The organism is Pseudomonas sp. GW458-11-26-14-LB4 (assembly GCF_059423925.1).
Genome location: NZ_JBWKYU010000026.1, coordinates 20214 through 46603, shown reverse-complemented (window position 1 = coordinate 46603; position 26390 = coordinate 20214). Strand labels below are relative to the sequence as shown.

Here is a 26390-nt window from a genome sequence, read left to right as displayed (position 1 = left end):
GTGGCGTCCCCTTTTTTGTGGCCGGGTGTTCAGCTTTGGACCCACTGTGTATTCGTCCCTCACCCCAGCCCTCCCGAAACGTCGGACCGCCCGTAGGGAGAGGGGGCCGACCGAGGTGTCCTGCGTCCTGCATCGACCTGAAAGATCTTGGCGATTAGGGATTCGAAGCAGTACGTTCAATTCGGTGTAGCTCGCCAATATTCCCCATTCAGTCCCCTCTCCCTCCGGGCGGTCCGACGTTTCGGGAGGGTTAGGGTGAGGGCTAGCTTTTGATCTTCTTACTTGCGGTTCAACATCACCGGCAACTGCGCCACCAGCTTGGCATTATTTAACGGCGCCCGAATAAACCCGCGCTGTGTCCCGTCCGGCCCGATCACCGCCAGGTTCCCACTGTGATCCACCGTGTAGTTCGGCTTGCTGGTATCCGCCGGAATGAACGGAATGCTCACCGCGTTCGCCACCTTCTGCAGTTCTTCGATCGACTTCGGCGTGAGGCCGATGAACTGTGGATCGAAGTAACCCAGGTACTGCTTCAACTGCGCGGGGTTGTCGCGGTTCGGGTCGACGCTGACCAGCACGATCTGCAATTTATCCACAGCGTCCTTCGGCAGTTCGCTCTTGATCTGGCGCAACTGGGCGAGGGTGGTCGGGCAGATGTCCGGGCAGAAGGTGTAGCCGAAGAACAGCAGGCTCCACTTGCCCTTGAGCTCGTTGACCGTGACCGGTTGGCCGTCCTGATTGGTCATCGTCACGTCCGGCAGGTTACGGCTCTGCGGCAGCAGGATGATGCCGGCGTCGATCAGTGCGGTCGGGTCGCCCTGGCCCTTGCCGCTCAGCACTTTGTTGACGGTCAGGCCGAGGATCAGCGCGATCACGGCGACGAGGATGAAGACGGTTTTCTGGGTTCGAGTCATAGGTTCAACAGTAAGTAGTGGTCTACGAGCAGGGCAATGAACAGCAGAAACAAGTACCAGATAGAGTACTTGAAGGTGTTGATCGCCGCGTGCGGTCGAGTGCCACGGTACAGCACCACGGCCCATTGCAGAAACCTGGCGCCCAGACCGAGCGCGCAGATCAGGTACAGCAGGCCGCTCATGTGGATCACGTACGGCAACAGGCTGACCGCCAGCAGGGCGAAGGTGTACAGCAGAATGTGCACCTTGGTGTAGTGCTCGCCATGGGTGACCGGCAGCATCGGAATGTCGGCCTTGGCGTATTCCTCTTTGCGATGGATGGCCAGCGCCCAGAAGTGCGGCGGGGTCCAGGCGAAGATGATCAGCACCAGCAGCAGCGGTTCGGCACTGACGTGGCCGGTGGCCGCGGTCCAGCCGAGCAGTGGCGGCGCGGCGCCGGCAAGACCGCCGATGACGATGTTCTGTGGCGTCGCGCGTTTGAGAAAACCGGTGTAGATCACCGCGTAGCCGAGCAGCGAGGCCAGGGTCAGCCAGGCGGTCAGCGGATTGGTGAAAGTCAGCAGCAAGGCCTGGCCGAGCAGCGCCAGCACCAGCGCAAAGGTCAGTGCACCTGTGGGCGAAACCCGGCCCTCGGCCAGCGGCCTTTTATGGGTGCGGGCCATGACCGCATCGATGCGTCGGTCCACCACATGATTGACCGCCGCCGCGCCACCGGCACACAGCGCGATCCCGAGGTTGCCGAACACCAGCACCGTCCACGGCACCCCGGCGCGGGTTGCGAGGAACATGCCGACCAGCGAGGTGATCAGCATCAGCACCACGACTTTCGGTTTGGTCAGCTCCAGATAATCACGCCACAGCGCCTGCGCCGGACGTTCGCCGATCAGAATCGCCATGGCGTCTCTCCTTTAATAGTGATGGGCGCCGCCGAGTGTTTGCGCGGGCTCAGGCGCCAGCGCGCGATCATCGGCTGCTTGACCCGAACCAGACTGGTCCGCGCGTGGTAGTTGACCAGCACCATCGTCAGCAGCAGCGCCGCACCGCCGGCGTTATGCGCCACGGCCACCGGCAGCGGCAGATGGAACAGCACGTTGCTGATGCCAAGGGTGATCTGCGCCGCGAGGGCGATCAGCACCAGTCCGGCCAGTCGGGTCATGCCCACCACTTTCAGTTGCCAGGCCAGACCGAGCAGGACGAGCGTCACCAGCAACGCGCCGATGCGGTGGGTCAGGTGAATCGCCGTGCGAGCATCGCTGTCGAGTTGCCCGCCGAGGTAATTGGGGCCGATGTGTTGAGTCAGGTGAAAACCGTTGGCGAAATCCGCCGGCGGCAGCCATTGGCCGTGGCAGGTCGGGAAGTCGATGCAGGCCACCGCCGCGTAGTTGGAACTGACCCAGCCACCCAGTGCGATCTGGCCGATCACCAGCAGCAATCCAGCAGTGGCCCAATATTGCAGGCGCTTGGGCACGGTCAGCGCCGGCAGCACGCCGGACAGTCGCAAGGTCAGCAGAAACAGCAGGCTCAAGGTCGCGAAGCCACCGAGCAAATGCCCGGTCACCACTTGCGGCCAGAGCTTGAGTGTCACCGTCCACATGCCGAACGCCGCCTGGGCGAACACCACCGCCAGCAGAAACAGCGGCAGTTTCAGCGGTTGCCCGGGATGACGACGATTGACCCACGCGCGCCCGGCCAGTACCGAGATCAGCATGCCGAGGGTGCCGGCGAAGTAGCGGTGGATCATCTCGTTCCAGCCTTTGTGCGCCTCCACCGGCGAGTCGGGGTAATGCAGTTCGGCATGGGCCAGTTGGGCTTCGCTTTTCGGCACGCTGATGAACCCGTAGCAGCCCGGCCAGTCCGGGCAGCCGAGGCCGGCGTGGGTCAGGCGGGTGTAGGCGCCGAGCAGCACGACGATCAGTGCCAGCAGGGTGGCAAACAGCGCGAGGCGAAATCCAGGTTTGGCCATGACGATGCCCTTATCCGATGTTCGACAGTTTCAGCAGGTGGCGCAGGTCGTTGAGCAGATCCTTGCCCTTGACGCTCGGGTCGTAGCGCAGCACGAGGTTGCCGTGGGGATCGATGATCCACAGCTGCGGTGTGGCCTTGTCGCCCGTGGCCTTGCTGAAGGTGGCTGCGTCCAGCGGGTAGCGTTGCAGCTGCGGGTATTCGCGGGTCAGCTTGGCTTCGTAGTCGGCGCCCAGTGGTTGCGCGGCGGCCAGGGCGTGGCTGGCGCGCCCGGCTTCGCGGCCCAGGCCGATCTGGATCTGCCGCGCCAGGTACACCAGCTGCTGGCAGTCCACCGCGCAGTCCTTCGGTGCGGTGACCAGCATCTGCCAGCGCGTTTCGTCAGCCTGGATGCCGAGGTCGGCGCGGGTCTGGCCGTTGCCGATCAGTTCGCCGTGGTAGCTGCGACCTTCCGGCACCCAGAACTGCAACTTGTACATGCCGGTGGCGAGGATCATCGGCCCGACCACGCCGAGCACGATCAGCAGCAGCTGGATACGTCCGCGACGGCGACTGGCCGGGGCTTTTGCTTCAGACATGCTGGGTGGATTCATGGCCGCTCCCATGGTGTTTCTCCTTTGCGTTGTGCCAGCCGAGATAGAGGTAGAGACCGAACAGGGCGGTGGCCATGGCGAACCACTGCACGGCGTAACCGAGGTGTTTTTCCGGGCCCATCGCGACCACCGGCCAGTCGGCCTGATAGCTGGCGGGGCCGGGTTCGGCGCGTAATTCGTAGGCGAAGCCGTCGCGTTCGAGGGTTTTCCACAATTTCGCGGGTTCGACGGCGGTGACGGTTTGCGGCCAGCGGCTGCTGACCGGATCGGCATGCAGCTGGAAGGTGGCGCCGGGGGCGACGTACACCCAGGCATCGACATTCACGGCGTCGGTCGGTGTGTTGAATTGCGGGGCCGTGCGCCGATCCGGCCACGGCAGCCAGCCGCGATTGACCAGCAGCCACTGGCCGCTGCGTTGATCCTGAAACGGTTGCAGCAATTCGACGCCGACTTTGCCGTTGCGCTGACGGTTGTCCAGCAACAGGCTGTGGGCGGCGTCGAACTGGCCGTGCAGATGCACCCGGCGAAAGGCCGGATCGGCGCTGTGCAGCAACTCGGTGCTGGCCATCGGTTCGGCGGTGCGGCGTTCGGCGTAGCTGGCGAGCAGGGCGGTTTTCTCCGCGCCCCGGCCCAGTTGCCAGAAGCCCAGCGAAATCAGCAACGGCAGCAGCAGGCCGACCACCAGTGTCGGCACCACACCCGGCCGGAAGCGCTTCATGGTCGCGCCAGAAAATCAGTGAACGCGATCGCTATACTCAACTGCATCGCTTGTTCCCCCGGAGTTCTTCCCATGCTCAAAGCAGCCATCGTCCTGATGCTGATTGCCACGGTGGTCAGCCTTTTCAGCGGCCTGTTTTTCCTGGTCAAGGACGACAGCAGCTCGAATCGGCTGGTGATCGCCTTGAGTGTTCGGGTGGCGTTGGCCGCTTGCACCGTCGGCTTGATTGCCTGGGGTTTCTACAGCGGCCAACTGGTGTCCCACGTGCCGTGGTAGCTGCAAGCGCCAAGCGCCAAGCTACAAGCTACAAGCTACAAGCCTTACCGTTTTGACTTGAAGCTCGCAGCTCGCGGCTCGCAGCTGCTGTTAAAGCACATAAACGAAGATGAACAAGCCGATCCACACCACATCGACGAAGTGCCAATACCAGCTCGCCGCTTCAAAACCGAACTGATGTTCGTTGTCGAAGTGGCCCTTCATGATGCGCAGCAGCATCACGAACAGAATGATCGTGCCGATGGTCACGTGGGCGCCGTGGAAACCGGTGAGCATGAAGAACGTCGCGCCGTAGATGCCCGAGCCGAGGGTCAGCCCCAGTTCGTGGTAGGCGTGGATGTATTCTTCGGCCTGGAAGCCGAGGAACGCGCAACCCAGCAGCACGGTGATCGCCAGCCACAGTTTCAGCGCGCCGCGATGACCTTTCTTCAGCGCGTGGTGGGCGATGGTGATGGTCACGCTGGAACTCACCAGCAGGATGGTGTTGATCAGCGGCAGGCCCCAGGGGCTGATGACTTCCTTGGGCGGCGGGAACAGTTTCGGATCCGGCGTGTGCAACAGCGGCCAGGTGAACTGGAAATTCGGCCAGAGCATGTGGGCGATGCCTTTGGTGCCTTCGCCGCCCAGCGCCGGGCCGGAGATGTGTCGCACGTAGAACAGCGCGCCGAAGAAGGCGATGAAGAACATCACCTCGGAGAAGATGAACCAGCTCATGCCCCAGCGGAACGAGCGGTCCAGTTGCGGGCTGTACAACCCCGCGCGGCTCTCCTTGATCACCGTGCCGAACCAGCCGAACAGCATGTACGCCAGCAACAGGCCGCCGACGAAAAAGATCAGCGGGCCGTGGGATTCCGGACGCGCTGCCTTCAGATCGTTGAACCAGGTCGCCAAACCGTACACGGTGACGAACATCCCCACCGTGGCGACGATCGGCCACTTGCTCTGGGCCGGGACGTAATAGTGCTCATGAGTTGCCATTTATTGTTCTCCTTATCGGGCACGCTTAACCGCCAGTGTTTGCAGCCACCGGAGGATGTCGGGCGGTGATATCGAACAGCGTGTAGGACAGCGTCAGGTGCTTCACGTCCTTGGGCATGTCGCGGTCAACGATGAAACGCACCGGCATCTCGATCTGCTGACCGGGCTGCAGCACCTGCTGGGTAAAACAAAAGCATTCGGTCTTGTGGAAATACGCCGCCGCATTGCTCGGCGCGATGCTCGGTACGGCTTGAGCGCTCATCGGTTTGTCGGTGGGGTTGCGGGCGATGAAGATCATCTCGTTCACCGCGCCGGGGTTGGCCGTCAGCTCGTCATGCTTGGGATAGAAATCCCATGGCATGTCGGCGGTGTTGGTCGACAGAAATTGCACCCGCACCTGCCGCGTAGCATCGACGGTCTGCTCGCCCTCGTACTGCCCGGCGGTCTTGCCGTTGATACCGAACGCCTTGCACATCACGTCGTAGATCGGCACCAGAGCAAAGCCGAAGACGAACATCGCCACCACCACGCCGAGCAGTCGGGTGACCAGCTTCTTCATCGAAATCGAGTCAGCCATGGTGGCGGCCCTCAACGGCTACAGGGTTCATTTCACTTCCGGCGGCGTGGTGAAGGTGTGATACGGCGCCGGTGACGGCACGCTCCATTCCAGACCTTCGGCGCCATCCCACGGTTTGGCCGGTGCCGGCTCGCCGCCACGGATGGTCTTGATCACGATGAACAGGAAGAAGATCTGCGTGGCACCGAACATGAACGCGCCGATCGACGAGACCATGTTGAAGTCGGCGAACTGCAGGTTGTAGTCCGGAATCCGTCGGGGCATGCCCGCCAGGCCCACGAAGTGCATCGGGAAGAACGTCAGGTTCATGCCGACGAAGGACAGCCAGAAGTGCAGCTTGCCCAGGGTTTCGTCGTACATGTGGCCGGTCCATTTCGGCAGCCAGTAATAGGCCGACGCGAAGATCCCGAAGATCGCCCCCGGCACCAGCACGTAGTGGAAGTGCGCGACCACGAAGTAGGTGTCCTGGTACTGGAAGTCCGCCGGGGCGATGGCCAGCATCAGCCCGGAGAAACCGCCGATCGAGAACAGAATCACGAACGCCACGGCAAACAGCATCGGCGTCTCGAAGGTCATCGAGCCTTGCCACATGGTGCTGGCCCAGTTGAACACCTTCACTCCGGTCGGCACCGCGATCAGCATCGTCGCGTACATGAAGAACAACTCGCCCACCAGCGGGATGCCCACCACGAACATGTGGTGCGCCCAGACGATGAACGACAGGAACGCGATGCTCGCCGTGGCGTAGACCATCGAGGTGTAGCCGAACAGCGGCTTGCGCGAGAAGGTCGGGATGATCTGGCTGACGGCGCCGAAGGCCGGCAGGATCATGATGTACACCTCGGGGTGGCCGAAGAACCAGAACACATGCTGGAACAGCACCGGGTCACCGCCACCGGCGGCACTGAAGAAGCTGGTGCCGAAGTGGATGTCCATCAGCATCATCGTCACGCACCCGGCCAGCACCGGCATCACCGCGATCAGCAGGAACGCGGTGATCAGCCAGGTCCAGACGAACAGCGGCATTTTCATCAGGGTCATGCCGGGGGCGCGCAGGTTGAGGATGGTGGCGATCACGTTGATCGCGCCCATGATCGAACTGATCCCCATCAGGTGGATGGCGAAGATGAAGAACGTCACGCTTTCCGGGGCATAGGTGGTGGACAGCGGCGCGTAGAACGTCCAGCCGAAGTTCGGCCCGCCACCGGGGGTGAACAGGGTCGAGACCAGCAGCAGGAACGCCGCCGGCAGCAGCCAGAAGCTGAAGTTGTTCATCCGCGGCAGGGCCATGTCCGGCGCACCGACCATCAACGGGATCATCCAGTTGGCGAGGCCGACGAACGCCGGCATCACCGCACCGAACACCATCACCAGGCCGTGCATGGTGGTCATCTGGTTGAAGAACGCAGGTTCCACGATCTGCAGTCCGGGCTGGAACAGCTCGGCGCGGATCACCATGGCGAACGAGCCGCCGAGCAGGAACATGCAGAACGCAAACCACAGGTACAGCGTGCCGATGTCCTTGTGGTTGGTGGTCAGTACCCAGCGCATCAGGCCTTTGGCGGGGCCGTGGGCGTGGTCGTGGTCGGCATGACCGTGGTCATCGATGACAGCGCTCATGGCCGGTCTCCTTCAAGTGAGTGGACTGGGCAGGCCGGGGCGCAGGGCCCCGACCGGTTCACGAAGTACGCAATAGACCGGCTCATTTGCTTTCCGCCTGTTTCAGCTCCAGCACTTCTTTTGGCGTGACCATGTCGCCCTTGTTGTTGCCCCAGGCGTTACGTTCGTAGGTCACGACCGCTGCGATATCGACTTCCGACAACTGCTTGCCGAACGCCGCCATGGCGGTGCCGGGCTTGCCGTGGAAGACAATGCTCAGGTGCGCGTCTTTCGGGCCGGTGGCGATTTTCGAGCCCTTGAGGGCCGGGAACATCGGCGGCAGGCCCTGGCCTTCGGCCTGGTGACAGGCGACGCAGGTGGTGTGGTAGATCTTGTCGCCGCGCTCCTTGAGCTCGTCGAGAGTCCATTCCTTGCTGGTCAGCTCCTTGAGCTGCAACGCTTCGGCCTTGCGCTCGGCGAGCCATTTTTCGTAGTCGGCCTTCTCCTTGACGTCGACCACGATCGGCATGAAGCCGTGGTCCTTGCCGCACAGCTCGGCGCACTGGCCACGGTAGAGGCCGGGCTTGTCGATGCGGGTCCAGGCTTCGTTGACGAACCCGGGAATCGCATCGCGCTTGACCGCGAAGGCCGGCACCCACCAGGAGTGGATCACGTCGGCGGAGGTCACGAGGAAGCGCACCTTGGCGCCGGTCGGCAGCACCAGTGGCTTGTCGACCTCGAGCAGGTAATGCTCGCCCTTGGCTTCCTTGTTGTGAATCTGTTCGGCGGGCGTGGCCAGGTTGCTGAAGAACTCGACGTCCTGGCCCAGGTATTTGTAGTGCCACTTCCACTGATAACCGGTGATCTGGATATCGATATCCGGCTCACTGGTGTCGTACATCTTGATCAGGGTCGCGGTCGCCGGAACGGCCATCGCCACCAGGATCAGCAGCGGGACGACGGTCCAGAGAATTTCGACGGTGGTGCTTTCGTGGAATTTTGCGGCGACCTGCCCGGTTGAACGGCGGTGCACCATCATCGACCAGAACATGGCGCCGAAGACGATGATCCCGATCACCACACAGATCCAGAAAATGGTCATGTGCAGGTCGAATACTGCGTGACTGATTTCAGTCGCTCCAGGCGCCATATTCACAGTCCAGGCAGCGTGCGCCGGGCTGAAAATCGACCACAACAGGAGGCCCATCCAGACGTGTGGATGTCGCATCATTGCGGGTTCCCCTTATCGTTCTTGTTATCCCGCCGGCTTTCACCAGAGGCAAGGGAGCGGCTGCATCAGACTACGAACTTGAATCGCCGGGCCTTGCTGCGTGGGCAGTCGGGCGTCATCAGCTAACTCCATTCAATGGCGAGTATAGACAGCCACCGAGAAATGCAATGTGCGGACGTAAATCGTATGAAACAGCTGGCACTTGCGTTCCAGGGCACGAATGGAGAAGGATGCAGACGAGTGTTGGCAAACCGATATAACGCCGGTGCATCAAGGATGAAATAATTATGACAAATGCGTCTTAGCATTTTTCGTAAGCCAGCTAAGTTATGTCTTCCCTATTTCATTGCCTTGTTTCCTGGAGTTTTCATGAACACCGCCGCATTGCGCGAGCAGATCCACATAGCCCGACAACACGAGATTGAAACCGGAAAGCTGACCCGTCAGCTGGAAGCCCAACTGCAACACCTGCACCCGGCCATCCAGTTGCCGGAAACCGACGCCAACGGCGTGCTGACGCGTTTTGTCGCCGCCTACATCGACGAAGTGCCAGATCTGCTGGATGCAGCCAATGAAGTCGCCAGGGAAGCGGGAATCGAATCGCAGATCAAACCGGTGCTGAAAATCGCCGAGCAGTACTTCCTCCAGCCGCCCGTGGGCCTGGACAGTCTGCTGGACGAAGCCTATCTGGCGCATCGTTTTGTCGAAGAGGTCAACGACCTTTACATCAAGCATCTCGGCCAGCCACTGATCCCCTTGGACATGACGGTCGCCAATCTGATAGCTCACCAGTTGCTTGGTGAGGAATTTGCCAATCAACTCGACGAAGTGGTGCATCACGCAGTGGACAGCATGCTCGACGACGACAGCTTTGCGCTGGAGTCGGTGGAAGCCTACCGCGAGAAACTCAGCAGCCCGGACACCGGTGCGGCGTGGAAACGCTGGCCGTGCATGAGCCGCCGTCTGGGCGTGGGCCTGGAGCTGGATCAGCCTGCGGCTTGATCCCGGCGCAAACGATTGGGGGAACAGATTGCTCTGTTCCCCCAAATGTTTTCAGCCCGCCGCTCCGATCCCGGTGGTGGTGCGGATCCGCCCCTCGAGCCGTCGTTTCAACCCGCGCGACTCGATCAACAGCTTCGCCCCCTTGGCCGCATTCGCCCGGCCCCACTCTTCGAGCAGTTCCAGACACGAATGGTCGATGTAGCTCAGGTTATTGAGCGGCACATGCACCGTGGTGCCCGGCGGAATGCTGCCCAGTACCTGAGTCAGTGCCGGCACTTTGAGGAACGTCGCGGCGCCCACCAGGCGCAACTCCATTTCCCCGTCCTGCGGCAGATCGATCAGGCTGATTTTCAGGCGTGAGGCCTTGAACGCCAGTTTCACCAGGGTCAGACCGAAACCGATCAGCACGCCGGTCAACAGGTCGGTGAAGATGATCGCCAGTGCTGTGGCGGCGTAGGTGAACATCGGCATCCGGCCATATCGGGCCAGACCACGGAATGCCTTGAGGTCCACCAGTTTGAAGCCGGTGTAGACCAGAACGCCCGCCAGACTCGCCACCGGAATGCTCTGCAACACGCTCGACAGCAACAGCACGAACGCCAGCAGCCACAGGCCATGGAAAATCGTCGAGTAGCGTGTGGTGGCGCCGGCCTGGACGTTGGCCGAACTGCGCACGATCACCCCGGTCATCGGCAGCGCGCCGACCAGACCGCAGAGCATGTTGCCGACACCTTGCGCCGACAGCTCACGGTCGAAATCCGAACGCGGGCCGCTGTGCATGCGATCCACCGCAGCGGCGGACAGCAGGGTTTCGGCGCTGGCGATGAAGGCCACGGCGAATGCGGCGATCAGCAGCGTTGGATCGGCGAGACTGAGCAGATCCGCCGGTTTCAGCCAGTCGATGGCTTCGGCCAGGTTCTCTGGCACTTCAACCCGTTTCACTTGCAACGCCAACAGCAGGCTGGCGCCTGTCGCCAGCCCGACCCCGAGCAGCGCGCCCGGAATAAAGCGCAGCGAATGCGGGCGGAATTTCTCCCACAACCACATCACGGCTATGGTCGACAGCCCGAGCAACCCGGCCTGCCAGCCTAAGGACGGCAAGGCCTGCGCCACTGCGCCGGGGAATGCCGTGAGGTTGTCGAGGCCGGAGGGTTTCGGTGACGCATCGAGCATCACATGCACTTGCGACAGCACAATCAGCACGCCAATCCCCGCGAGCATGCCGTACACCACCGCTGGCGCCGTGACCCGAAACCAGCAACCGAGCTTCAGCCGTCCGGCCACCAGTTGCAGAAAACCGGCGAGCAGCAGGATCGGCCCGAGCATTTCGATGCCGTGCTGGCGCACCAGCTCGAACACCAGCACCGCCAGACCCGCCGCCGGCCCGCTGACCTGCAACGGCGACCCCGCCAGCCAGCCCACCACCAGACCGCCGATGATCCCGGTGATCAGGCCTTTGGCCGGCGGCAGCCCTGACGCAATGGCAATGCCCATGCACAGCGGCAACGCGACCAGAAACACAACCACTGAAGCGAGCAGCTCCCGTGGCAACACAGCTTTCAATTGAGCCGCACGCATGGCGATACTCCCGAAGTTTTCTTCAGGCGTGGCAAGGCCTGGCCGCTGAAACAGCGGCCGGCGTCAAACCACACAGATTTTTAGGAGGATTTAGAAGCGCGCTTTGGGCGTCGCCACCGGAATCGGATGGCTGCCGTCGAGCGGCAGGAAGCATCCCTGATCCGCGTCGTAAGCTTTGATTTCGCTGGTTTCGATGTTGTAGACCCAGCCATGGATGAACAGATGACCGTTCGCCATGCGCGAGGCTACCGAAGGATGGGTACGCAAGTGCTGCAGTTGGGCGATGACGTTTTCCTCGGTGAGGATCGGCATGCTTTCTTTTTCGTCGGCGCAGTTGCAGTTGTCATGCACCATGGTTTTCGCGACTTCGGCGTGGCGCAGCCAGGCTTTGACCGTCGGCATCTTTTCCAGGCTGTCCGGGTTGAGCACCGCGCGCATGGCGCCGCAGTCGGAGTGGCCGCAGATGATGATGTGCTGCACGCCAAGTGCCAGAACCGCGTATTCGATGGCGGTGGAAACGCCGCCGTTCATCTGGCCGTAGGGTGGCACCACGTTGCCGACGTTCCGGGTCACGAACAGATCGCCGGGCGAACTCTGGGTGATCAGTTCGGGCACGATGCGCGAATCGGCGCAGGTGATGAACATGGCCCGTGGCGACTGGGCCGTGGCGAGTTTCTTGAAGAGTTCTTCCTGCTGCGGAAAGACCTCATGATGAAAATGCAAAAAGCCGTCAACGATACGATTCAACGCTGCATCGGCGGATTCCGCCACAGGGGCGGCTTGCGCCGACGCAGCCAACGGCTGTTTATCCTTGTCACTCATGATTCATCCTCATTGGCGGATTCGGGGAGTCGTTCCCGTGTATTCCGGTGTGAAGCCAGTGGCTGTTTAGAACATCCGGGTCATCCCGACCCGTCAGTCACTCGATGAACAAGGTAACCGCCGAAACTTAACTCAAACTGAATCAAGCGCTCTAGAACGTGTGTTCCAGGTCACAAAAAACGTGACCGGCGTAAACCGGGCCCAGCATCCCTTCCTCTCAACCACAGGCCAATTGACCCTAAATCAGCGCCATCTGGCGACCCGGTGGACAGAAGGCCGTGCAATCGAGGTTGAAGCCTTCGCGGTGATTGAGGCCCAGGCGTTTCAGCGCTTTGGCGAAGCGCTGGGCGAGCAGGTCGGCGAACGGCCCCTCGCCGCGCATCCGGGCGCCGAAACGGCTGTCGTAAAGCTCACCGCCACGGCTCTGGCGGATCAGGCTCAACACATGCGCCGCACGTTGCGGGTAGTGCGCCTCAAGCCATTCCTCGAACAGCGGCGCCACCTCCAGCGGCAGGCGCAGCATCATGTAGGCCGCGCTCTGGGCACCGGCGGCGTGGGCTTCGGTCAGCAGGCTTTCGATTTCGCTGTCGTTGATCATCGGAATCATCGGCGAACACAGCACACCGACCGGAATCCCCGCCTCGCGCATGACCCGGATTGCCCGCAACCGGGCCTTGGGCGCGGCGGCGCGGGGCTCGAGAATGCGTTTAAGTTCGTCGTCCAGGGTGGTCAGGCTGATCATCACCGCCACCAGCCGTTGTTGCGCCAGTTCGGTGAGCAGGTCGAGGTCGCGCAGGATCAGCGAGCCCTTGGTGACGATGGTCACCGGATGCCGGTAGCGCAGCAGCACTTCGAGGGTCTGGCGGGTGATCCGGTGTTCGCGTTCGATCGGCTGATAGGGATCGGTATTGGAGCCGAGGTTGATCGGCGCGCATTGATAGCCTTTTTTCCCCAGCTGTTCTTCCAGCACCTGGGCGGCGTTGGTTTTGGCGATCAGTTTGGTTTCGAAATCCAGCCCCGGCGACATGTCCCAATAGGCGTGGCTGGGTCGTGCATAGCAATAAATGCAGCCGTGCTCGCAGCCGCGATAGGGATTGATCGAGCGGTCGAAGGGCAGGTCCGGCGAGGTGTTGCGGGTGATGATGGTCTTCGCGGTTTCGAAGCTGACTTCGGTGCCCTGGGTCAAAGGCACTTCCTGAAACCAGCCGTCATCCTCGGCCACCGAACGACTCGGCGCGAAGCGGTTGTGCGGGTTGGTCGCGGTGCCGCGACCGCGCGGAGGCAATGGGCTGGTCATCACGGATTTCCTTTATCTGTACATGCATACAGTATCCGCAAGGTGGCGGATGATCCACTACCGTTCAGCCGTCGATCAATAAATCGAGCGGTTAGTTGCAAGTTTGTCTAGAGCTAAAGTTGCAGTTGTGCAAATTGAAGAAACATAAGTTGGCTGTTCGTTTACTGTTCAAGTTCGTAGTATCCACTTCGCTTCACACCACTTGACTATATAAAAGACAAAAGGATTTGATGATGTCGTTTTTTAATTCGCGCGGTATTTTTCTGCAACTGATGCAGCCCGGTCCATCGGAACCCAATACACTGGTTTCCATGCAACTGGCGCGTAAGGAACTGGGCTGGGATGCCGAGGCTGGCGTGCAGACCGAAATGCTGGTTGATCCGATTTTTGTCACCGCGACCTCCCGGGATGGCGGCCATACCTTCAGCATCGGCCGTCTGGAGCACGATGTGGATCGTGACGGTGAAATCGGTGAGCAGGATCGAGCCAAACTGGTTGCTCTGGCCAAAGCCTATGCCAGTATTACCAATCCGTAACAGCCATTAAATAAATAACCCCTGCATGACTGATCATGCAGGGTTTATTGCGTTTAGTTGTGGTTTGTTACTTGTCCAAGATCACCGGCTGATGTTGTAGTCATATCGTCGGTACGTAACTTGGCAACATCTTTTGCGGTGACGGTGGAGCCCTTGTTACCCCAACTTCCACGAATAAAGCTCACGACATCCGCCACTTCCTGATCCGACAGACGCCAGGCGAAACCCGGCATGGTGAAGGTCGATGGCGCTGCGTGCGTCGCAGGCAAGGTGCCGCCCTTGAGCACAATGTGGATAAGCGAGGTCGGGTCGTCCGATTGCAGCACCGGATTGCCTGCCAGCGCCGGGAACACCCGGGTGTAGCCGTGGCCGTCCGTGCGGTGGCACGCCGCGCAGTTGTCGATGTACACAGACGCGCCACGCTGACTGTCATCACCGTTCCACAAGGCCTTGGCAGCTTTCTCGTCGTACTGGTGCGGCTGGTCGGCAGGATCATTGGCCGGCAGCGATTTCAGGTAGCGGGCAATCGCGGTCAGGTCGGCGTCGGTCATGTACTGCATGCTGTGGGTGACCACGTCGCTCATGCCACCGAACACCGCGCTGCGGTCGCTGCGACCGGTTTTGAGGAACTGCACCAGTTGTTCTTCGCTCCAGCTGCCGAGACCGTCCTTGTGGTCGCCGCGCAGGCTCTTGGCGATCCAGCCTTCCAGCGGCGCACTGCCTGACAGAAAACTGCTGCCTTCGGCCGCGCTCAGGGATTTTTCCTGCATGGTCAGGGCCCGTGGCGTATGGCAGGCGCCGCAATGTCCGAGGCCTTCCACCAGATACGCCCCACGGCTGACGACGGCATCGTCCGACGCGGCTTTGTAATCCTCGACCTTCGGTGCGAACAGCCAGCGCCAGCCCATCAGCGGCCAGCGCATGCTCAGTGGCCACGGGATGTCGCTGGCCTTGTTCTCTTGCGCCACCGGTTCCACGCCGTGCATGAAGTAGGCGTAAAGCGCCTGCATGTCGGTTTCGCTGACACGGGCGTAGGACGGGTACGGCATCGCCGGGTACAAGGTACTGCCGTTTTTGGCCACGCCATGGCGCACGGCCTGGTCGAAATCCTCGAAGCTGTAGTCACCGACGCCGGTTTTATCCGGGGTGATGTTGGTCGAGTAGATCGTGCCGATCGGGGTTTCCATCGGCAGGCCACCGGCGAACGGCTTGCCATCCTTGGCCGTGTGGCAGGCCACGCAGTCGCCGGCACGGGCGAGGTATTCGCCTTGCTTGATCAAGGATTGATCAACTTCGGCGCCATGAACGGCCGTGCTGCCGAGCAGCGCGAGGGTCGCGATAACGAGAGTCTTCATGGTCATCGCTCCTTAAGCCTGAACCAGCGGGCCGGGGTTTTTCAGGTATTGCTCGCGGATCGCTTTCGCCGACCAGTAGGTCAGCGCGGCAACCAGGCCGGTCGGGTTGTAGCCCAGGCCTTGCGGGAATGCCGAGGCGCCCGGGACGAATACGTTGTGCACGTCCCAGCTCTGCAGGTAGCGGTTCAGCGCGCTGGTCTTCGGATCGGTGCCCATGATCGCGCCACCGTTGAGGTGGGTGGTCTGGTACGACGCGGTGTTGAAGTGGTCGCCGACTTTCTTGCCGATCACTGCGATGGCTTTCGGGCCCATGGCCTCGGCGATCTTGCCCATTTTCTCGACCATGAAGCGGTTCATCTTGATGTCGTTTTCCTGCCAGTCGAACGTCATCCGCAGCAGCGGCATGCCGTAGGCATCGCGGTACACCGGGTCCAGATCGAGGTAGTTGCCACGGTAGGACTGATGCGCGCCGTGGGCGTCCATCGACACTTGGTGGGTGTAGTAATCGGCGGTGGCGCGTTTCCACGCACTGCCCCAGGCCGGAGTACCCGGCGGGTTGGAGGTGCCGGCGATCGGTCGGCTGCCGGCCTGGTTGACCCACATCGGCGAGCCGCCGACGAAGCCATGCGGTCCGTGATCGAAGTTGTCGGCGTTGAAGTCATCCACCGCCACACCGTTGCCGCCGGCGCCGATGAAGTTGTTGGTGTGGGTGTCCTTGTCGAAGAACGCCTTGATGGTGGCCATGTTCTGGTAGGCGAAGTTGCGCCCGACCACGCCTTCGCCACTGACCGGGTCGTACGGTTTGCCGATGCCGGAGAGCAGCATCAGCCGTACGTTGTGCAACTGGAACGCGCCGAGGATCACCACATCCGCCGGTTGCTCGATCTCGCGACCCTGACCGTCGATGTAGGTGACGCCGGTGGCCTTGGTTTTCGTGCTGTCGAGGTTGACCCGCAGCACATGAGCGTTCGGCCGCAGTTCGAAATTCGGCAGCGGCTTCAGCGCTGGCAGAATGTTCACGTTCGGCGACGCCTTGGAATACATGTAGCAAACGTAACCGCTGCAGAAACCGCAGAAGTTGCACGGGCCCATCTGCGCGCCGTAGGGATTGGTGTACGGCCCCGACGTATTTGCGGAAGGCAGGTTGTAGGGTTTGTAACCGACTTCGGTAGCCGCTTTGCCGAACAGCTGTGCGGAAACCGTGTTTTTCTGCGCTTCCAGCGGGAACGGGTTCGAGCGATCCGGTGCGTACGGGTTGCCGCCCTTGCCCTGACCGACCAGTTGGCCATTCACGGTCCAGGCCTGGCCGGAGGTGCCGAAGACTTTTTCGGCGAAATCGAAGAACGGTTCCAGCTCTTCATAGCTGACGCCGAAGTCCTGGATGGTCATGTCCTTGGGGATGAAGCTTTTGCCGTAGCGCTCTTCGTAGTGGCTGCGCATGCGCAACTCGATCGGGTCGACCCGAAAGTGCACGCCCGACCAGTGCAAACCGGCGCCGCCCACGCCATTGCCCGGCAGGAACGCGCCCAGTTGGCGGTTCGGCAGGGCGATGTCGTTGACGCTGTGACGGATGGTGACGGTTTCCTTGGAAACGTCCTGGAAGAGTTTTTTCCGCACGCTGTAGGTGAGTTCGTCGATCACCTGGGGATAGTTGCCGTCCGGGTAGGTGTCCTGCATCGGTCCGCGTTCCAGCGCCAGCACGTTGAGTCCGGCTTCGGTCAGCTCCTTGGCCATGATCGCGCCTGTCCAGCCGAAACCGACGATCACTGCGTCGACCTTCTTCATTACCGTTGCCATGCTCACGCCCTCTCGCCGCGAATCGAAACTGCCGGGAAGGGGTACTGCTCGTTGCGTTCCACCCAATCCATGAAATCGGCGCGGGCGCCGGGGAAGCCGATCATGGTCCAGCCGACCATGCCTTTATTGCCGCCGTGGATCGGGTCGCAGAAGAACCCTTCCTTGGTGTTTTGCAGCAGCAGACTGAAGAAAATCTTCGCCGGAACCGTGTCGAATTGCGGTTTTCCGGCTTCAAGCTGCTTGAGCAGATCGTCTCGGGTAGCGCTGTCTTGCTCGGCAAATGTTTTACCGTTGATGGATTTTGCCCACTGATCCGTGGCGGCGATGCCGAGGCGATAGATCTCTTTCGGCACCAGTTTGCTCTGCCAGCCCATCTCCGGCGCGGCGTCGGCATTGAACGGGCCCTGCATGTACCAAAGAGCACCGGCGGCGTACGGGGTGTTCATCTGACGGTCGATGTATTCCGGCACGCCAGCTTCGAGTGCACCTGGGCCTTGCGCATCGTTGGGGATCAACTGCGCGACGGCGGCATTGATGAACGCCCACTCTTCGGCGGTGAAGTAGCTCGGCTGATAAGTGCTGGCCTCAAAGGCGGCCGTTTTCGCCGGAGCTATGGCAGGCGCGCTTTCAGGCGCTGCTTGCAGCACCGTGCTGCCGAGACCGCTGCCGGCCAGAGTCACGACCGGAATCAGGGTCAGGGATTTGCGCAAAAACTCACGCCGCGGGTTGTCTCGATCTTCATCAGACATGGGTATGCACCTCATCAGGCATTGATGGTTGTCAGCCGTTTCTGCGAACGGCTCAAGAATTTTCTGGCTGCGACGTGGCCGGAATGACCGGGAGAAAGGGGACGCGTCTGCAACATGATGTGACAAATGGTAGCAGGCTAAGCAACCGGATGAACCGATTCAGCAAAAAAAGACCACTTTTCGACCAAGGGAACCGGTGTCTTCACGATTCTTTTACAAGCGCCTCACAGGGATTTGACTGCGAGGCTCGCAAGCTGTGGCCTTCACTGACGAAACCCACACGGTCGCCGTAAAGCATGTTCCTGACGCGTTTTTCCTCCGCATTCTGTTTGTCGCTGTTTGCGCTGTTCAGCTGGATTCCCGCTCAGGCCGCGGACACTCCGGCTTCCCGTCCCGTCGAGTGGGCGCAACCGGTAGAGGTGCAATACAACCTGTTCCAGATGTCGCCCACGCTGTATCGCAGCGCGCTCCCCGACGACGGTGCGGTACCGTTGCTGAACAACCTGAAGGTGGCCACGGTCATCAACTTCCTGCCGGAAGCGGATTCCAAATGGTTGAAAGCCCCCGGTATCCATCAGGTGCAATTGCCCTATCGCACCAATCACGTGGACGACAGTGACGTGCTCAAGACCCTGCGTGCCATCCAGTCCGCCGAAGCCGATGGCCCGGTGTTGATGCACTGCAAGCACGGCTCCGATCGCACCGGCCTGATGGCGGCGATGTACCGGATCGTCGTGCAGGGCTGGAGCAAGGAAGACGCCCTGAACGAAATGACCCAGGGCGGGTTTGGGGAGAGTGGGCACTTCCGGGACAGCGTGCGCTACGTGATGCAGGCCGATGTCGATAAATTGCGCACCGCGCTGGCCAATGGCGATTGCAGCACCAGCGCGTTTGCCACGTGCTCGATGAAGAGCTGGTTTCAGACGGTCAATCTGAAGTGACCCGTCCGGCCTCCACGTCAACGAGGCCGGCGACCGGCCGGCCGATGAACGCTTCTACCGCGTCCAGCAACGGACGCCCCGCACCTGGTGCAAAGAACGTGGCGCGGAACTCTCGGCCGGTTTGCGCGTTGAACACCCAGTCCCGGTTGAAGCGCTTGAACGCTTCCTGAGCCAGCGCGCCCGACCAGACGTAGGCGTAAACCGAAGCGTCGTACTGGGTCACCATGTAATCGAATCCATTGGCAAACCGGTGATCGCCCGGCAGTTGCAGAGGACTCAGGCTGCGCTGCACGTCGGTGCAGACCTCCTCGACCGAGCGCCCGTCGCCGGGGGTCAGGTGCAGCTCGAAATCAATCATCGCCCCCATCAGCAACAAGGCCTGCTGCCGGCTGGAGTGGGCCTGAGCAGCTGACAGTGCCGCGTCGACCCGTGTGGCGCTCAAGCGTTCGCCGGTCTGAAAATGCGCGCCGAGCCACAGCACAAACTCCCGCGACAAACACCACTGCTCGAACAACTGCCCGGAAAACTCCGCCGCTTCATGGCCCAGTTGCAGGATGCCGGACAGGCTGTGATGGGGCGAGCGTGTCAGCACGTGTTGGAGGCAATGGCCAAACTCATGAAACAGCACCCGCAGATCGTCGATTTCGAGCCAGCACGGATGGGTATCGGTGGCCGGTGTGAAATTGCTGTAGAGCAGGGCAATCGGCAGCGCCGGGCGGCCTTCGGCGTTGATCCGGCGATTGCGCAGCGTGGAGGTGCCGGGGAAGTCCACCGCGTTGTCGCGGTGAAACGGGTCGAGGTAGATGTAGCCGATGACCTGTTCATGCTCGCTGATTTCCAGCAGGCGCACATCGTCATGCCAGTGGCCGCCACCGGACCGCTCGACGATGCGTATCCCGAACATTCGTTCGCAGAACAGAAAGAGCCTGCGCAGGGTGCCCTCGAGCGGAAAGTAATCACGCAGGTTTTCCAGCGCAACGGGAAACTGCTGTTGGCGCCATTGTTCGGCGAGGAAATCTTCATCCCACGGCTGAACCCGGTCAATCCCGCGTTGCTGCGCGAAGGCTGCCAGTTGTTTTGCATCCTGCGCGAGGGCAGGTGCCAGCTGCGCCACCTGACGCTGGAGAAAACCACTGACCCATTCCGTCGTCCGGGTGCTGTTTTTGGCCAGACTCAGTTGCGCGGCGTTTTCATGGCCGAGCAAACGGGCTTTTTGCTGGCGCAGGGCAAGCAGCCTGGTCAGCACCGGGCCGTTATCGAAGCGACCGGCCAGCGGCCCGCGATCGGAGGCACGGGTCATGTAGGCAACGTAGCATTCCTCCCGCAGGGCGCGGTTTTCGGCGTACTTGAGGATGTGCTGGCAGGTGTTCTGGTCCAGCCGGATCAACCAGCCGTCATGCCCGGTCTGGCGTGCGGCGAGTGCCAGCCGATCTTTCATGGCCGGCGACAAGCCTGCGAGCAGCGCAATATCGTCAATACGTTTGCTCCACGCCTCGGCCCAGCGCTCGAGGTTGTCCAGAAACACGTACTCCAACCCGCCGATCTCGCGGTTCAACCGCGCCAGTTCCTGTTGCTGTTCAGCAGGAAGCTCGATGCCCGACTGCTTGAAACGACGCAGAATCCGCGACAGTGCGATGTTGCGCGACTCATCGAAACTGCCGGCGATCGAGCTTTGTGCCAACCGCTGGTAAGCCTCGTACAAAGGGCGATTGCGGGCTTTATCGGAGCGATACTGATTGATCGCCAGATGCGCCTTGGCGCTTTCCACGAGCCAGACCGCATCGTCGGATCTGACCATCGACAACGTTTCAAGAATCGAGCGAACTTCACCGAGGCGCGCGTCGGCTTCGTCGATGCTCAGTACCAGATCATCCCAGCCGGGATGTTCGGTCTGACTGGCGATCACCTGGGCGATGATTCTTTGGTTGTCCGCAATGATGCTGGTGACCGCCGGCAGCAGGTGCTCGGCGCGAATCGCTGGCCACGGTGGCAGCGTCCAGTGTTGCAGGAGGGGATTGGTGTCGGGCATGGCAGCTTCCTTCGAGGCGTGGCGCAAAAGGCCAGCCTACGAAGCAAGTGCGGGGGACAGGTGTTAAGCCAATACCACCTTCCACCGACGAATCGGGGAAGGTGATTGAGGATCAGTGCTGCTCGTCGGGCTTTTTCTTCAACTTCGGATTCGGGAAGAACTGCACCGCCTGAACCGTTTTGTCCGGGGCAGGCTTGAGCGCGCTGGTGTTGACCCGCGTGCCCAGCTCTTTCGGCACCGACAGCCCTTGGGCATTGAGCGTATCGCTGTAGCCGCACGCCACACATTCGCGGTGCGGGACATCGTCCTCGCTCCACATCATCAGTTTGTCCGGCTCGCTGCACGCCGGGCAGACCGCCCCGGCGATAAAGCGTTTTTTGGTCTTCACGGGTGCCTCACTCATGCTGCCGCGTCCTCACTCAGGCCGCTGTGGCGCAAGAGTGCGTCAATCGACGGCTCACGGCCACGGAAGTCGACGAACAGCACCATCGGCTCCTGCGAGCCACCGCGGGCCAGGATCGCTTCACGGAAGGCGCGACCGGTGTCGGCATTCAGCACGCCGTCTTCTTCGAACTTCGAAAAGGCATCTGCCGACAGCACTTCCGCCCACTTGTAGCTGTAGTAACCCGCCGCGTAACCGCCGGCGAAGATGTGGGCGAAGCTGTTCGGGAAGCGGTTGTAGGCCGGAGGACGCATCACCGACACCTCGTCACGCACGCCTTCCAGAACCTGCGCGACGCTGCGGCCGTCACCGTGAGTGGCGTGCAGTTCGAAGTCGAACAGCGAGAATTCCAGTTGGCGCACCATCATCAGGCCGGACTGGAAGTTTTTCGCCGCGAGCATTTTTTCCAGCAGATCCTGTGGCAGCGGCTCGCCGGTTTCGTAGTGGCCGGAAATCAGCGCGAGGCCTTCCGGCTCCCAGCACCAGTTCTCCATGAACTGGCTCGGCAGCTCGACTGCGTCCCACGCCACGCCGTTGATGCCGGAAACGCCGGCATGCTCGACGCGGGTCAGCAGGTGATGCAGGCCGTGGCCGAATTCGTGGAACAGGGTGGTCACTTCATCGTGGGTCAGCAGCGCAGGCTTGCCGCTGTCGGCCGGGGTGAAGTTGCACACCAGGTTGGCCACCGGGCTTTGCAGTACACCGTCGAGGGTGCGGCGACGGTCGCGGGCGCCGTCCATCCACGCGCCGCCACGCTTGTTGGCGCGGGCGTAGAGGTCGAAGAAGAAGCGACCGACGTGCTGGCCGTTTTCTTTGATTTCGAACAGGCGCACGTCCGGGTGCCAGGTGTCGAAGCCTTTCAGTTCGGCGATTTCGATGCCGTACAGGCGCTGAACGATGGCGAACAGGCCGCCGAGCACTTTGTCGATCGGGAAGTAGGCGCGCAGGGTTTCCTGGGCGACGCTGTAGCGTTGTTCACGGAGTTTTTCACCGTAGAAACCGCTGTCCCAGCTTTGCAGATCGGCGCAGCCCTGCTCGGCGGCGTAAGCCTTAAGCTGTTGCAGATCCTGGGCGGCAAACGGTTTGCTGCGCTTGGCCAGATCGCGCAGGAAGCTCAGCACCTGATCGCTGGATTCGGCCATTTTGGTGGCCAGGCTCAGCTCGGAGAAGCTGGAGAAACCAAGCAGTTTGGCCAGTTCCTGACGCAGGTCGAGGATTTCGCCCATCACCGGGCCGTTGTCGTTCTGGCCGGCGTTCGGGCCTTGATCCGACGCACGGGTGCAGTAGGCGGCGTAGACTTCTTCGCGCAGCGCACGGTCCTGGGCGTAGGTCATCACCGCGTAGTAGCTCGGGAATTCCAGGGTGATCAGCCAGCCGTCGAGGCCTTTGGCCTGTGCCGCAGCGGCCATTTGCGCCTTGGCCGAATCGGTCAGGCCGGCGAGGGCGGCTTCTTCGGTCAGGTGCTTGGTCCAGGCCTGAGTGGCGTCGAGCAACTGGTTGGAGAAGCGGCTGCCCAGCTCGGACAGCTTGCTCTGCACTTCGGCGTAGCGTTTCTGTTCGGCTTCCGGCAGGTCGATGCCCGACAGACGGAAATCGCGCAGGGCGTGTTCCAGAATGGTTTTTTGGGCCACGTCGAAACCGGCGGCTTCCGGGCTGTTGGCCAGGGCTTCATAAGCCTGGAACAGTTCGCGGTTCTGGCCCATTTCGGTGGAATAGGCGCTCAACGCCGGCAGGCACGACTCGTAGGCTTCACGCAGTTCGGCGCTGTTGCACACGGCATTGAGGTGGCTGACCGGACTCCAGGCTGCGCCCAGGCGATCATTGAGTTCGTCCATCGCCAGCACCAGCCCGGCCCAGGTCGGGTTCTGGCCTTGGGTCTTGAGGATTTCGGCAATGGCGGCGCGGTTGTCGGCCAGAATGGTTTCGATGGCCGGCTGCACGTGTTCGGCACGGATCGCGGAGAACGGCGGCAGGTCGTAGGACTGCAGAAGAGGGTTGTTCACGCTCACGGTTGGCACCTTGGCTGGAAGAAACATGCGCCCATCTTAATTACAATCGACACCCACCGCAGCTATCGGCGACAGAGAGAGAACTAATCGTGTCCCTTCGCAAGTACCAGAATCACACCCCACGCTTGAGCCCAGGCGCTTTTGTCGACGGCTCCGCGGTGGTGATCGGCGACGTCGAAATCGGCGAAGACAGCTCCGTGTGGCCGCTGACCGTGATCCGCGGCGACATGCACCGCATCCGCATCGGCGCGCGCACCAGCGTGCAGGATGGTTGTGTGTTGCACATCACTCACGCTGGCCCGTTCAACCCGGACGGTTTTCCGCTGCTGATTGGCGATGACGTGACCATCGCCCACAAGGTCATGCTGCATGGCTGTACGGTCGGCAGCCGCGTACTTATCGGCATGGGCAGCATCGTCATGGACGGCGCGGTGGTCGAGGACGATGTGATCATCGGCGCCGGCAGTCTCGTGCCACCGGGCAAACGCCTGGAAAGCGGTTTCCTGTACGTGGGCAGTCCGGTGAAACAGGTCCGTCCGCTGACCGACAAGGAAAACGCCTTTTTCACCTACAGCGCGGCGAACTACGTGAAGCTCAAGGACCTGCATCTGGCCGAAGGCTACGACCAGCTCTGATTTTTCTCTCTATTGCCCGGGATTTTTCATGCATTACCAGACCGTACTGTTCGACCTCGATGGCACCCTTACCGATCCGCGTGAGGGCATCACCCGTTCCATTCAGTTCGCCTTGAGCAAGCTCGGCATCGATGAGCCGGACCTGACCAAGCTGGAACACTTCATCGGCCCGCCGCTGTTGCAGGCGTTCATGCAGTTTTATGGTTTTGATGAAGCGAAAGCCTGGGAGGCGGTGAATTTCTATCGCGAGCGCTTCAAGGTCACCGGCCTGTACGAGAATCGGGTGTTCGAGGGCGTCACGCCGTTGCTGGAAACCCTGAGCGGCCAGGGTCGGCAGCTGTATATCGCGACGTCGAAGCCGTGGGTGTTCGCCCGGGAAATCGCCCGGCACTTTGATTTCGCCAGACACTTCAAGGTGATTTACGGCAGCGAACTGGACGGCACCCGTACCAACAAGGTCGAGCTGATTGCCCACCTGATCGCCGAGGAAAGACTGGACCCGGCCAGTACGTTGATGATCGGTGACCGCAAACACGACCTGATCGGTGCTCGCAGCAACGGGCTGGATGCGGCGGCTGTTGGTTATGGGTTTGGCAGTTTTGAAGAGTTGAATGCCGAGGCGCCGGCTTATCACTTCGAGACTTTGGATCAGTTGCATCAGGCATTTTTGCGGCGCTGATGAATCAGCCATCGCGAGCAGGCTCGCTCCCACAGTGACCGCGTTTCAGCACCGGAACTCGGTTTCCTGTGGGAGCGAGCCTGCTCGCGATGGGCCTGAAAGCCGCTGTAGGTTTATGAGCCTGCCAGCACTTTCAAAGCCGACTTACGCTCAACGACTGGCAAGCCACCCAACTTCTCGACCTCTGCGTAAAACCTGACCCAATCCCCACCAACCTGCCTGAACAACGCCGCAAACGCCGGCACCCACTGGTCATACAGCCCGAACGGCAATAGCCGTGCGTTGTTCAACGGCGCATTGACCCAGGCGTCATAGCGTTTGTCGCCGGCCCACTGGTCATCGCGCATCGCTCGGTAATCCTGTCGAAACCGTTCGAACTCCGCCGCCTTGCGCTCGCGCATCTGCGCTGTCGCCAATGGTTGTGAATAGAGTTTTTCGAGGCGTGAACGGGTGTCGAGGATCAGCTGAATGAATTGATCCCGCTGCTTCAGTTTCGAGTCGTTTTCCGGCGGCAAGCCCCGAAACGCTCGCCACTGCCGCGTACCTTCCTGCTCGACGAAGGTCGCGAAGGACTCGTTGAACTCGGTGTCATCCTTCACATAGAAACGTTGGTGGGCCAGTTCATGGAAGATCAGCGTCGCCAGACGCTCGTCGCCCCAGCCCATCATCGAATTGAGGATCGGGTCATTGAACCAGCCGAGGGTCGAGTAGGCCTCGACGCCGCCGATCGACACGTCCATGCCTTGCAGGCGCTGAATCGCGGCTTCGCCCCGCGCCGCGCTCTGGCTGTAATAGCCGCGATAGGCCACGCAACCGGCAATCGGGAAGCAATGGTTCTGCGGGCTCAGGGAAAACTCCGGGGTGGCGAACACATTCCACACGACAAACGGCCGACCGATGTCGGCGTAGAGGCGATAGCTTTGGTTGTCCGGCAGGTGCAGGTGTTCACTGGCGAAGGCCCGGGCTTTTTGTGACTGGGCCAGATGAGTGCGCAGTTTGGCATCGCGAGTCGGGTCGGCGATCACCTTGGCCACCGGCTCCCGCGCCCGCAAAAGCTGCAGCTGACCGCTGGCCAGCTGGCTGTAATAGCTCAGGCTTGAGCAACCGCTGAGCAACAAAATCATCACACCCGGAAACAAAATCCGCAAAACGCGATCAAGTAACCCATGGCTTGGAAGCGGCCTGATCAAAATAAGAAATCCCCCCGGAAAGTCTGCCCAAGACTATCCCGCCCATTGGAGCTCCGCTATGCGCATGTTGATACTGACAGGAAGCGTGCTGACGCTGGCCGGTTGTGCCGGATTCGGAATGCCGTCCCCTGACCCCTCGCAAGCCTGGATCGATCTGGATGCCCGGCAACAGGACACAGCGTTGCAGGCGCTGGAAGTCGACAACAAGGCTTCCGTCGATCATCGTTACTTCGAAGTGCAGCCCGGCAGCCATGAACTGACGGTTCGTTATCAATTCCCGGTCGAGGCGACCAACATCGGCCCGGATGCCGAGCCGCTGTGGCGCGATTGTCAGTTGAACGTGAAATTCAAGGATTTCAACGCTGGCCAGCGTTATCAGTTGCAGGCGGGTAGCATCGGTTTCCGTCCGTGGGCCAAGCTCTATGACCAACAACGCAACGTGGTGGGCCAGGGCACGCCAGCGGGCTGCCAGCGAACCTGA

At 61.3% G+C, this 26390-nt stretch carries 26 protein-coding genes; 7 read left to right on the top strand and 19 right to left on the bottom strand.

Features of this window, described 5'->3' with window-relative positions; genetic code table 11:
* Window positions 1–278: 278 nt before the first annotated feature.
* From AC07XZ_RS26345 to AC07XZ_RS26325, 5 genes are read right to left on the bottom strand one after another with little or no spacing between them, the layout of a single operon-like run.
* A complete protein-coding gene (locus AC07XZ_RS26345; RefSeq protein ID WP_085733848.1) occupies window positions 279–914 on the bottom strand; it encodes an SCO family protein in 636 nt (211 codons plus the stop codon).
* The gene (cyoE, locus tag AC07XZ_RS26340) at window positions 911–1810 is read right to left on the bottom strand and encodes a heme o synthase (RefSeq protein ID WP_007953992.1); all 900 of its coding nucleotides are present in this window, start codon (window positions 1808–1810) and stop codon (window positions 911–913) included. The genes AC07XZ_RS26345 and cyoE overlap by 4 nt, the downstream gene beginning before the upstream one ends.
* Window positions 1798–2877, bottom strand: coding sequence for a COX15/CtaA family protein (locus AC07XZ_RS26335; protein WP_085748048.1), 1080 nt, complete (start codon window positions 2875–2877; stop codon window positions 1798–1800). The genes cyoE and AC07XZ_RS26335 overlap by 13 nt, the downstream gene beginning before the upstream one ends.
* Before the next feature lie 10 nt (window positions 2878–2887).
* Complete coding sequence (locus AC07XZ_RS26330; RefSeq protein WP_007953988.1) at window positions 2888–3481, bottom strand: PA_0111/PP_0108 family redox-active disulfide protein; 594 nt, start codon at window positions 3479–3481, stop codon at window positions 2888–2890.
* Complete coding sequence (locus AC07XZ_RS26325) at window positions 3447–4187, bottom strand: SURF1 family protein (RefSeq protein WP_102688241.1); 741 nt, start codon at window positions 4185–4187, stop codon at window positions 3447–3449. Before AC07XZ_RS26325 ends, AC07XZ_RS26330 begins: the two co-directional genes overlap by 35 nt.
* A gap of 72 nt (window positions 4188–4259) precedes the next feature.
* Between AC07XZ_RS26325 and AC07XZ_RS26320 the strand changes: the two genes are divergently transcribed.
* Entirely contained in the window at window positions 4260–4463 is a 204-nt protein-coding gene (locus tag AC07XZ_RS26320) for a twin transmembrane helix small protein (protein ID WP_085748051.1), read from the top strand.
* A 90-nt stretch (window positions 4464–4553) separates the two neighbouring features.
* Here AC07XZ_RS26320 and AC07XZ_RS26315 read toward each other — a convergent pair whose 3' ends face one another.
* From AC07XZ_RS26315 to coxB, 4 genes are all read right to left on the bottom strand, one after another.
* A complete protein-coding gene (locus AC07XZ_RS26315; RefSeq protein ID WP_102688242.1) occupies window positions 4554–5441 on the bottom strand; it encodes a cytochrome c oxidase subunit 3 in 888 nt (295 codons plus the stop codon).
* A 25-nt stretch (window positions 5442–5466) separates the two neighbouring features.
* The gene (locus AC07XZ_RS26310) at window positions 5467–6018 is read right to left on the bottom strand and encodes a cytochrome c oxidase assembly protein (RefSeq protein ID WP_085606414.1); all 552 of its coding nucleotides are present in this window, start codon (window positions 6016–6018) and stop codon (window positions 5467–5469) included.
* Window positions 6019–6045: 27 nt separating this feature from the next.
* Window positions 6046–7638 carry a cytochrome c oxidase subunit I gene (ctaD, locus tag AC07XZ_RS26305; RefSeq protein ID WP_007953983.1) on the bottom strand — a complete coding sequence of 531 codons (1593 nt, stop codon included), beginning with the start codon at window positions 7636–7638 and terminating at the stop codon, window positions 6046–6048.
* 82 nt (window positions 7639–7720) lie between these two features.
* Window positions 7721–8848: a cytochrome c oxidase subunit II gene (gene coxB / locus AC07XZ_RS26300; RefSeq protein WP_085606416.1), complete on the bottom strand. Its 1128-nt coding sequence runs from the start codon at window positions 8846–8848 to the stop codon at window positions 7721–7723.
* A 369-nt stretch (window positions 8849–9217) separates the two neighbouring features.
* On the opposite strand from coxB, the gene AC07XZ_RS26295 reads away from it, so the two are divergent.
* Window positions 9218–9850, top strand: coding sequence for a hypothetical protein (locus tag AC07XZ_RS26295; RefSeq protein ID WP_064379553.1), 633 nt, complete (start codon window positions 9218–9220; stop codon window positions 9848–9850).
* Between the two features lie 51 nt (window positions 9851–9901).
* Here AC07XZ_RS26295 and AC07XZ_RS26290 read toward each other — a convergent pair whose 3' ends face one another.
* The 3 genes from AC07XZ_RS26290 to AC07XZ_RS26280 form a co-directional block, all read right to left on the bottom strand.
* Window positions 9902–11428: a SulP family inorganic anion transporter gene (locus AC07XZ_RS26290; RefSeq protein ID WP_102688243.1), complete on the bottom strand. Its 1527-nt coding sequence runs from the start codon at window positions 11426–11428 to the stop codon at window positions 9902–9904.
* A gap of 90 nt (window positions 11429–11518) precedes the next feature.
* A complete protein-coding gene (locus AC07XZ_RS26285; RefSeq protein WP_039764830.1) occupies window positions 11519–12250 on the bottom strand; it encodes a carbonic anhydrase in 732 nt (243 codons plus the stop codon).
* Window positions 12251–12488: 238 nt separating this feature from the next.
* The gene (locus tag AC07XZ_RS26280) at window positions 12489–13547 is read right to left on the bottom strand and encodes a PA0069 family radical SAM protein (RefSeq protein WP_007953978.1); all 1059 of its coding nucleotides are present in this window, start codon (window positions 13545–13547) and stop codon (window positions 12489–12491) included.
* Between the two features lie 233 nt (window positions 13548–13780).
* Here AC07XZ_RS26280 and AC07XZ_RS26275 point away from each other — a divergent pair, with 233 nt between their 5' ends.
* Window positions 13781–14083: a hypothetical protein gene (locus tag AC07XZ_RS26275; RefSeq protein WP_007953977.1), complete on the top strand. Its 303-nt coding sequence runs from the start codon at window positions 13781–13783 to the stop codon at window positions 14081–14083.
* A 53-nt stretch (window positions 14084–14136) separates the two neighbouring features.
* Here AC07XZ_RS26275 and AC07XZ_RS26270 read toward each other — a convergent pair whose 3' ends face one another.
* From AC07XZ_RS26270 to AC07XZ_RS26260, 3 genes are read right to left on the bottom strand one after another with little or no spacing between them, the layout of a single operon-like run.
* Window positions 14137–15438 (bottom strand): c-type cytochrome, encoded by a 1302-nt coding sequence (locus AC07XZ_RS26270; protein WP_102688244.1) that lies wholly within the window; start codon window positions 15436–15438, stop codon window positions 14137–14139.
* Between the two features lie 12 nt (window positions 15439–15450).
* Entirely contained in the window at window positions 15451–17235 is a 1785-nt protein-coding gene (locus AC07XZ_RS26265; protein ID WP_102688245.1) for a GMC family oxidoreductase, read from the bottom strand.
* Window positions 17236–17237: 2 nt separating this feature from the next.
* Window positions 17238–17984, bottom strand: a complete 747-nt coding sequence (locus AC07XZ_RS26260; protein ID WP_102688246.1) for a gluconate 2-dehydrogenase subunit 3 family protein — start codon at window positions 17982–17984, stop codon at window positions 17238–17240.
* 296 nt (window positions 17985–18280) lie between these two features.
* On the opposite strand from AC07XZ_RS26260, the gene AC07XZ_RS26255 reads away from it, so the two are divergent.
* Window positions 18281–18925: a phosphatase domain-containing protein gene (locus AC07XZ_RS26255; protein WP_102688247.1), complete on the top strand. Its 645-nt coding sequence runs from the start codon at window positions 18281–18283 to the stop codon at window positions 18923–18925.
* Here AC07XZ_RS26255 and AC07XZ_RS26250 read toward each other — a convergent pair.
* From AC07XZ_RS26250 to prlC, 3 genes are all read right to left on the bottom strand, one after another.
* Entirely contained in the window at window positions 18912–20954 is a 2043-nt protein-coding gene (locus AC07XZ_RS26250) for a M3 family metallopeptidase (protein ID WP_102688248.1), read from the bottom strand. The two genes, AC07XZ_RS26255 and AC07XZ_RS26250, sit on opposite strands and share 14 nt — an antisense overlap.
* 112 nt (window positions 20955–21066) lie before the next feature.
* Entirely contained in the window at window positions 21067–21357 is a 291-nt protein-coding gene (locus AC07XZ_RS26245) for a YheV family putative zinc ribbon protein (RefSeq protein ID WP_007953955.1), read from the bottom strand.
* Window positions 21354–23432, bottom strand: coding sequence for an oligopeptidase A (prlC, locus tag AC07XZ_RS26240; RefSeq protein ID WP_173896975.1), 2079 nt, complete (start codon window positions 23430–23432; stop codon window positions 21354–21356). The genes AC07XZ_RS26245 and prlC overlap by 4 nt, the downstream gene beginning before the upstream one ends.
* A gap of 62 nt (window positions 23433–23494) precedes the next feature.
* Here prlC and AC07XZ_RS26235 point away from each other — a divergent pair, with 62 nt between their 5' ends.
* On the top strand, window positions 23495–24040 hold the full coding sequence (locus AC07XZ_RS26235; RefSeq protein WP_074689744.1) for a gamma carbonic anhydrase family protein: 546 nt from the start codon (window positions 23495–23497) through the stop codon (window positions 24038–24040).
* A gap of 28 nt (window positions 24041–24068) precedes the next feature.
* Complete coding sequence (locus tag AC07XZ_RS26230) at window positions 24069–24719, top strand: HAD family hydrolase (RefSeq protein WP_102688249.1); 651 nt, start codon at window positions 24069–24071, stop codon at window positions 24717–24719.
* Between the two features lie 113 nt (window positions 24720–24832).
* Here AC07XZ_RS26230 and AC07XZ_RS26225 read toward each other — a convergent pair whose 3' ends face one another.
* On the bottom strand, window positions 24833–25909 hold the full coding sequence (locus AC07XZ_RS26225) for an aminopeptidase (protein WP_102688250.1): 1077 nt from the start codon (window positions 25907–25909) through the stop codon (window positions 24833–24835).
* A 58-nt stretch (window positions 25910–25967) separates the two neighbouring features.
* Between AC07XZ_RS26225 and AC07XZ_RS26220 the strand changes: the two genes are divergently transcribed.
* Complete coding sequence (locus AC07XZ_RS26220) at window positions 25968–26390, top strand: PA0061/PA0062 family lipoprotein (protein ID WP_085748062.1); 423 nt, start codon at window positions 25968–25970, stop codon at window positions 26388–26390.

What these genes read in the sequence shown, in the direction of transcription:
- AC07XZ_RS26345 (WP_085733848.1), bottom strand. Translation starts at nt 914, where the DNA reads ATGACTCGAACCCAGAAAACCGTCTTCATCCTCGTCGCCGTGATCGCG.
- cyoE (WP_007953992.1), bottom strand. Translation starts at nt 1,810, where the DNA reads ATGGCGATTCTGATCGGCGAACGTCCGGCGCAGGCGCTGTGGCGTGAT.
- AC07XZ_RS26335 (WP_085748048.1), bottom strand. Translation starts at nt 2,877, where the DNA reads ATGGCCAAACCTGGATTTCGCCTCGCGCTGTTTGCCACCCTGCTGGCA.
- AC07XZ_RS26330 (WP_007953988.1), bottom strand. Translation starts at nt 3,481, where the DNA reads ATGGGAGCGGCCATGAATCCACCCAGCATGTCTGAAGCAAAAGCCCCG.
- AC07XZ_RS26325 (WP_102688241.1), bottom strand. Translation starts at nt 4,187, where the DNA reads ATGAAGCGCTTCCGGCCGGGTGTGGTGCCGACACTGGTGGTCGGCCTG.
- AC07XZ_RS26320 (WP_085748051.1), top strand. Translation starts at nt 4,260, where the DNA reads ATGCTCAAAGCAGCCATCGTCCTGATGCTGATTGCCACGGTGGTCAGC.
- AC07XZ_RS26315 (WP_102688242.1), bottom strand. Translation starts at nt 5,441, where the DNA reads ATGGCAACTCATGAGCACTATTACGTCCCGGCCCAGAGCAAGTGGCCG.
- AC07XZ_RS26310 (WP_085606414.1), bottom strand. Translation starts at nt 6,018, where the DNA reads ATGGCTGACTCGATTTCGATGAAGAAGCTGGTCACCCGACTGCTCGGC.
- ctaD (WP_007953983.1), bottom strand. Translation starts at nt 7,638, where the DNA reads ATGAGCGCTGTCATCGATGACCACGGTCATGCCGACCACGACCACGCC.
- coxB (WP_085606416.1), bottom strand. Translation starts at nt 8,848, where the DNA reads ATGATGCGACATCCACACGTCTGGATGGGCCTCCTGTTGTGGTCGATT.
- AC07XZ_RS26295 (WP_064379553.1), top strand. Translation starts at nt 9,218, where the DNA reads ATGAACACCGCCGCATTGCGCGAGCAGATCCACATAGCCCGACAACAC.
- AC07XZ_RS26290 (WP_102688243.1), bottom strand. Translation starts at nt 11,428, where the DNA reads ATGCGTGCGGCTCAATTGAAAGCTGTGTTGCCACGGGAGCTGCTCGCT.
- AC07XZ_RS26285 (WP_039764830.1), bottom strand. Translation starts at nt 12,250, where the DNA reads ATGAGTGACAAGGATAAACAGCCGTTGGCTGCGTCGGCGCAAGCCGCC.
- AC07XZ_RS26280 (WP_007953978.1), bottom strand. Translation starts at nt 13,547, where the DNA reads ATGACCAGCCCATTGCCTCCGCGCGGTCGCGGCACCGCGACCAACCCG.
- AC07XZ_RS26275 (WP_007953977.1), top strand. Translation starts at nt 13,781, where the DNA reads ATGTCGTTTTTTAATTCGCGCGGTATTTTTCTGCAACTGATGCAGCCC.
- AC07XZ_RS26270 (WP_102688244.1), bottom strand. Translation starts at nt 15,438, where the DNA reads ATGAAGACTCTCGTTATCGCGACCCTCGCGCTGCTCGGCAGCACGGCC.
- AC07XZ_RS26265 (WP_102688245.1), bottom strand. Translation starts at nt 17,235, where the DNA reads ATGGCAACGGTAATGAAGAAGGTCGACGCAGTGATCGTCGGTTTCGGC.
- AC07XZ_RS26260 (WP_102688246.1), bottom strand. Translation starts at nt 17,984, where the DNA reads ATGTCTGATGAAGATCGAGACAACCCGCGGCGTGAGTTTTTGCGCAAA.
- AC07XZ_RS26255 (WP_102688247.1), top strand. Translation starts at nt 18,281, where the DNA reads ATGTTCCTGACGCGTTTTTCCTCCGCATTCTGTTTGTCGCTGTTTGCG.
- AC07XZ_RS26250 (WP_102688248.1), bottom strand. Translation starts at nt 20,954, where the DNA reads ATGCCCGACACCAATCCCCTCCTGCAACACTGGACGCTGCCACCGTGG.
- AC07XZ_RS26245 (WP_007953955.1), bottom strand. Translation starts at nt 21,357, where the DNA reads ATGAGTGAGGCACCCGTGAAGACCAAAAAACGCTTTATCGCCGGGGCG.
- prlC (WP_173896975.1), bottom strand. Translation starts at nt 23,432, where the DNA reads ATGTTTCTTCCAGCCAAGGTGCCAACCGTGAGCGTGAACAACCCTCTT.
- AC07XZ_RS26230 (WP_102688249.1), top strand. Translation starts at nt 24,069, where the DNA reads ATGCATTACCAGACCGTACTGTTCGACCTCGATGGCACCCTTACCGAT.
- AC07XZ_RS26220 (WP_085748062.1), top strand. Translation starts at nt 25,968, where the DNA reads ATGCGCATGTTGATACTGACAGGAAGCGTGCTGACGCTGGCCGGTTGT.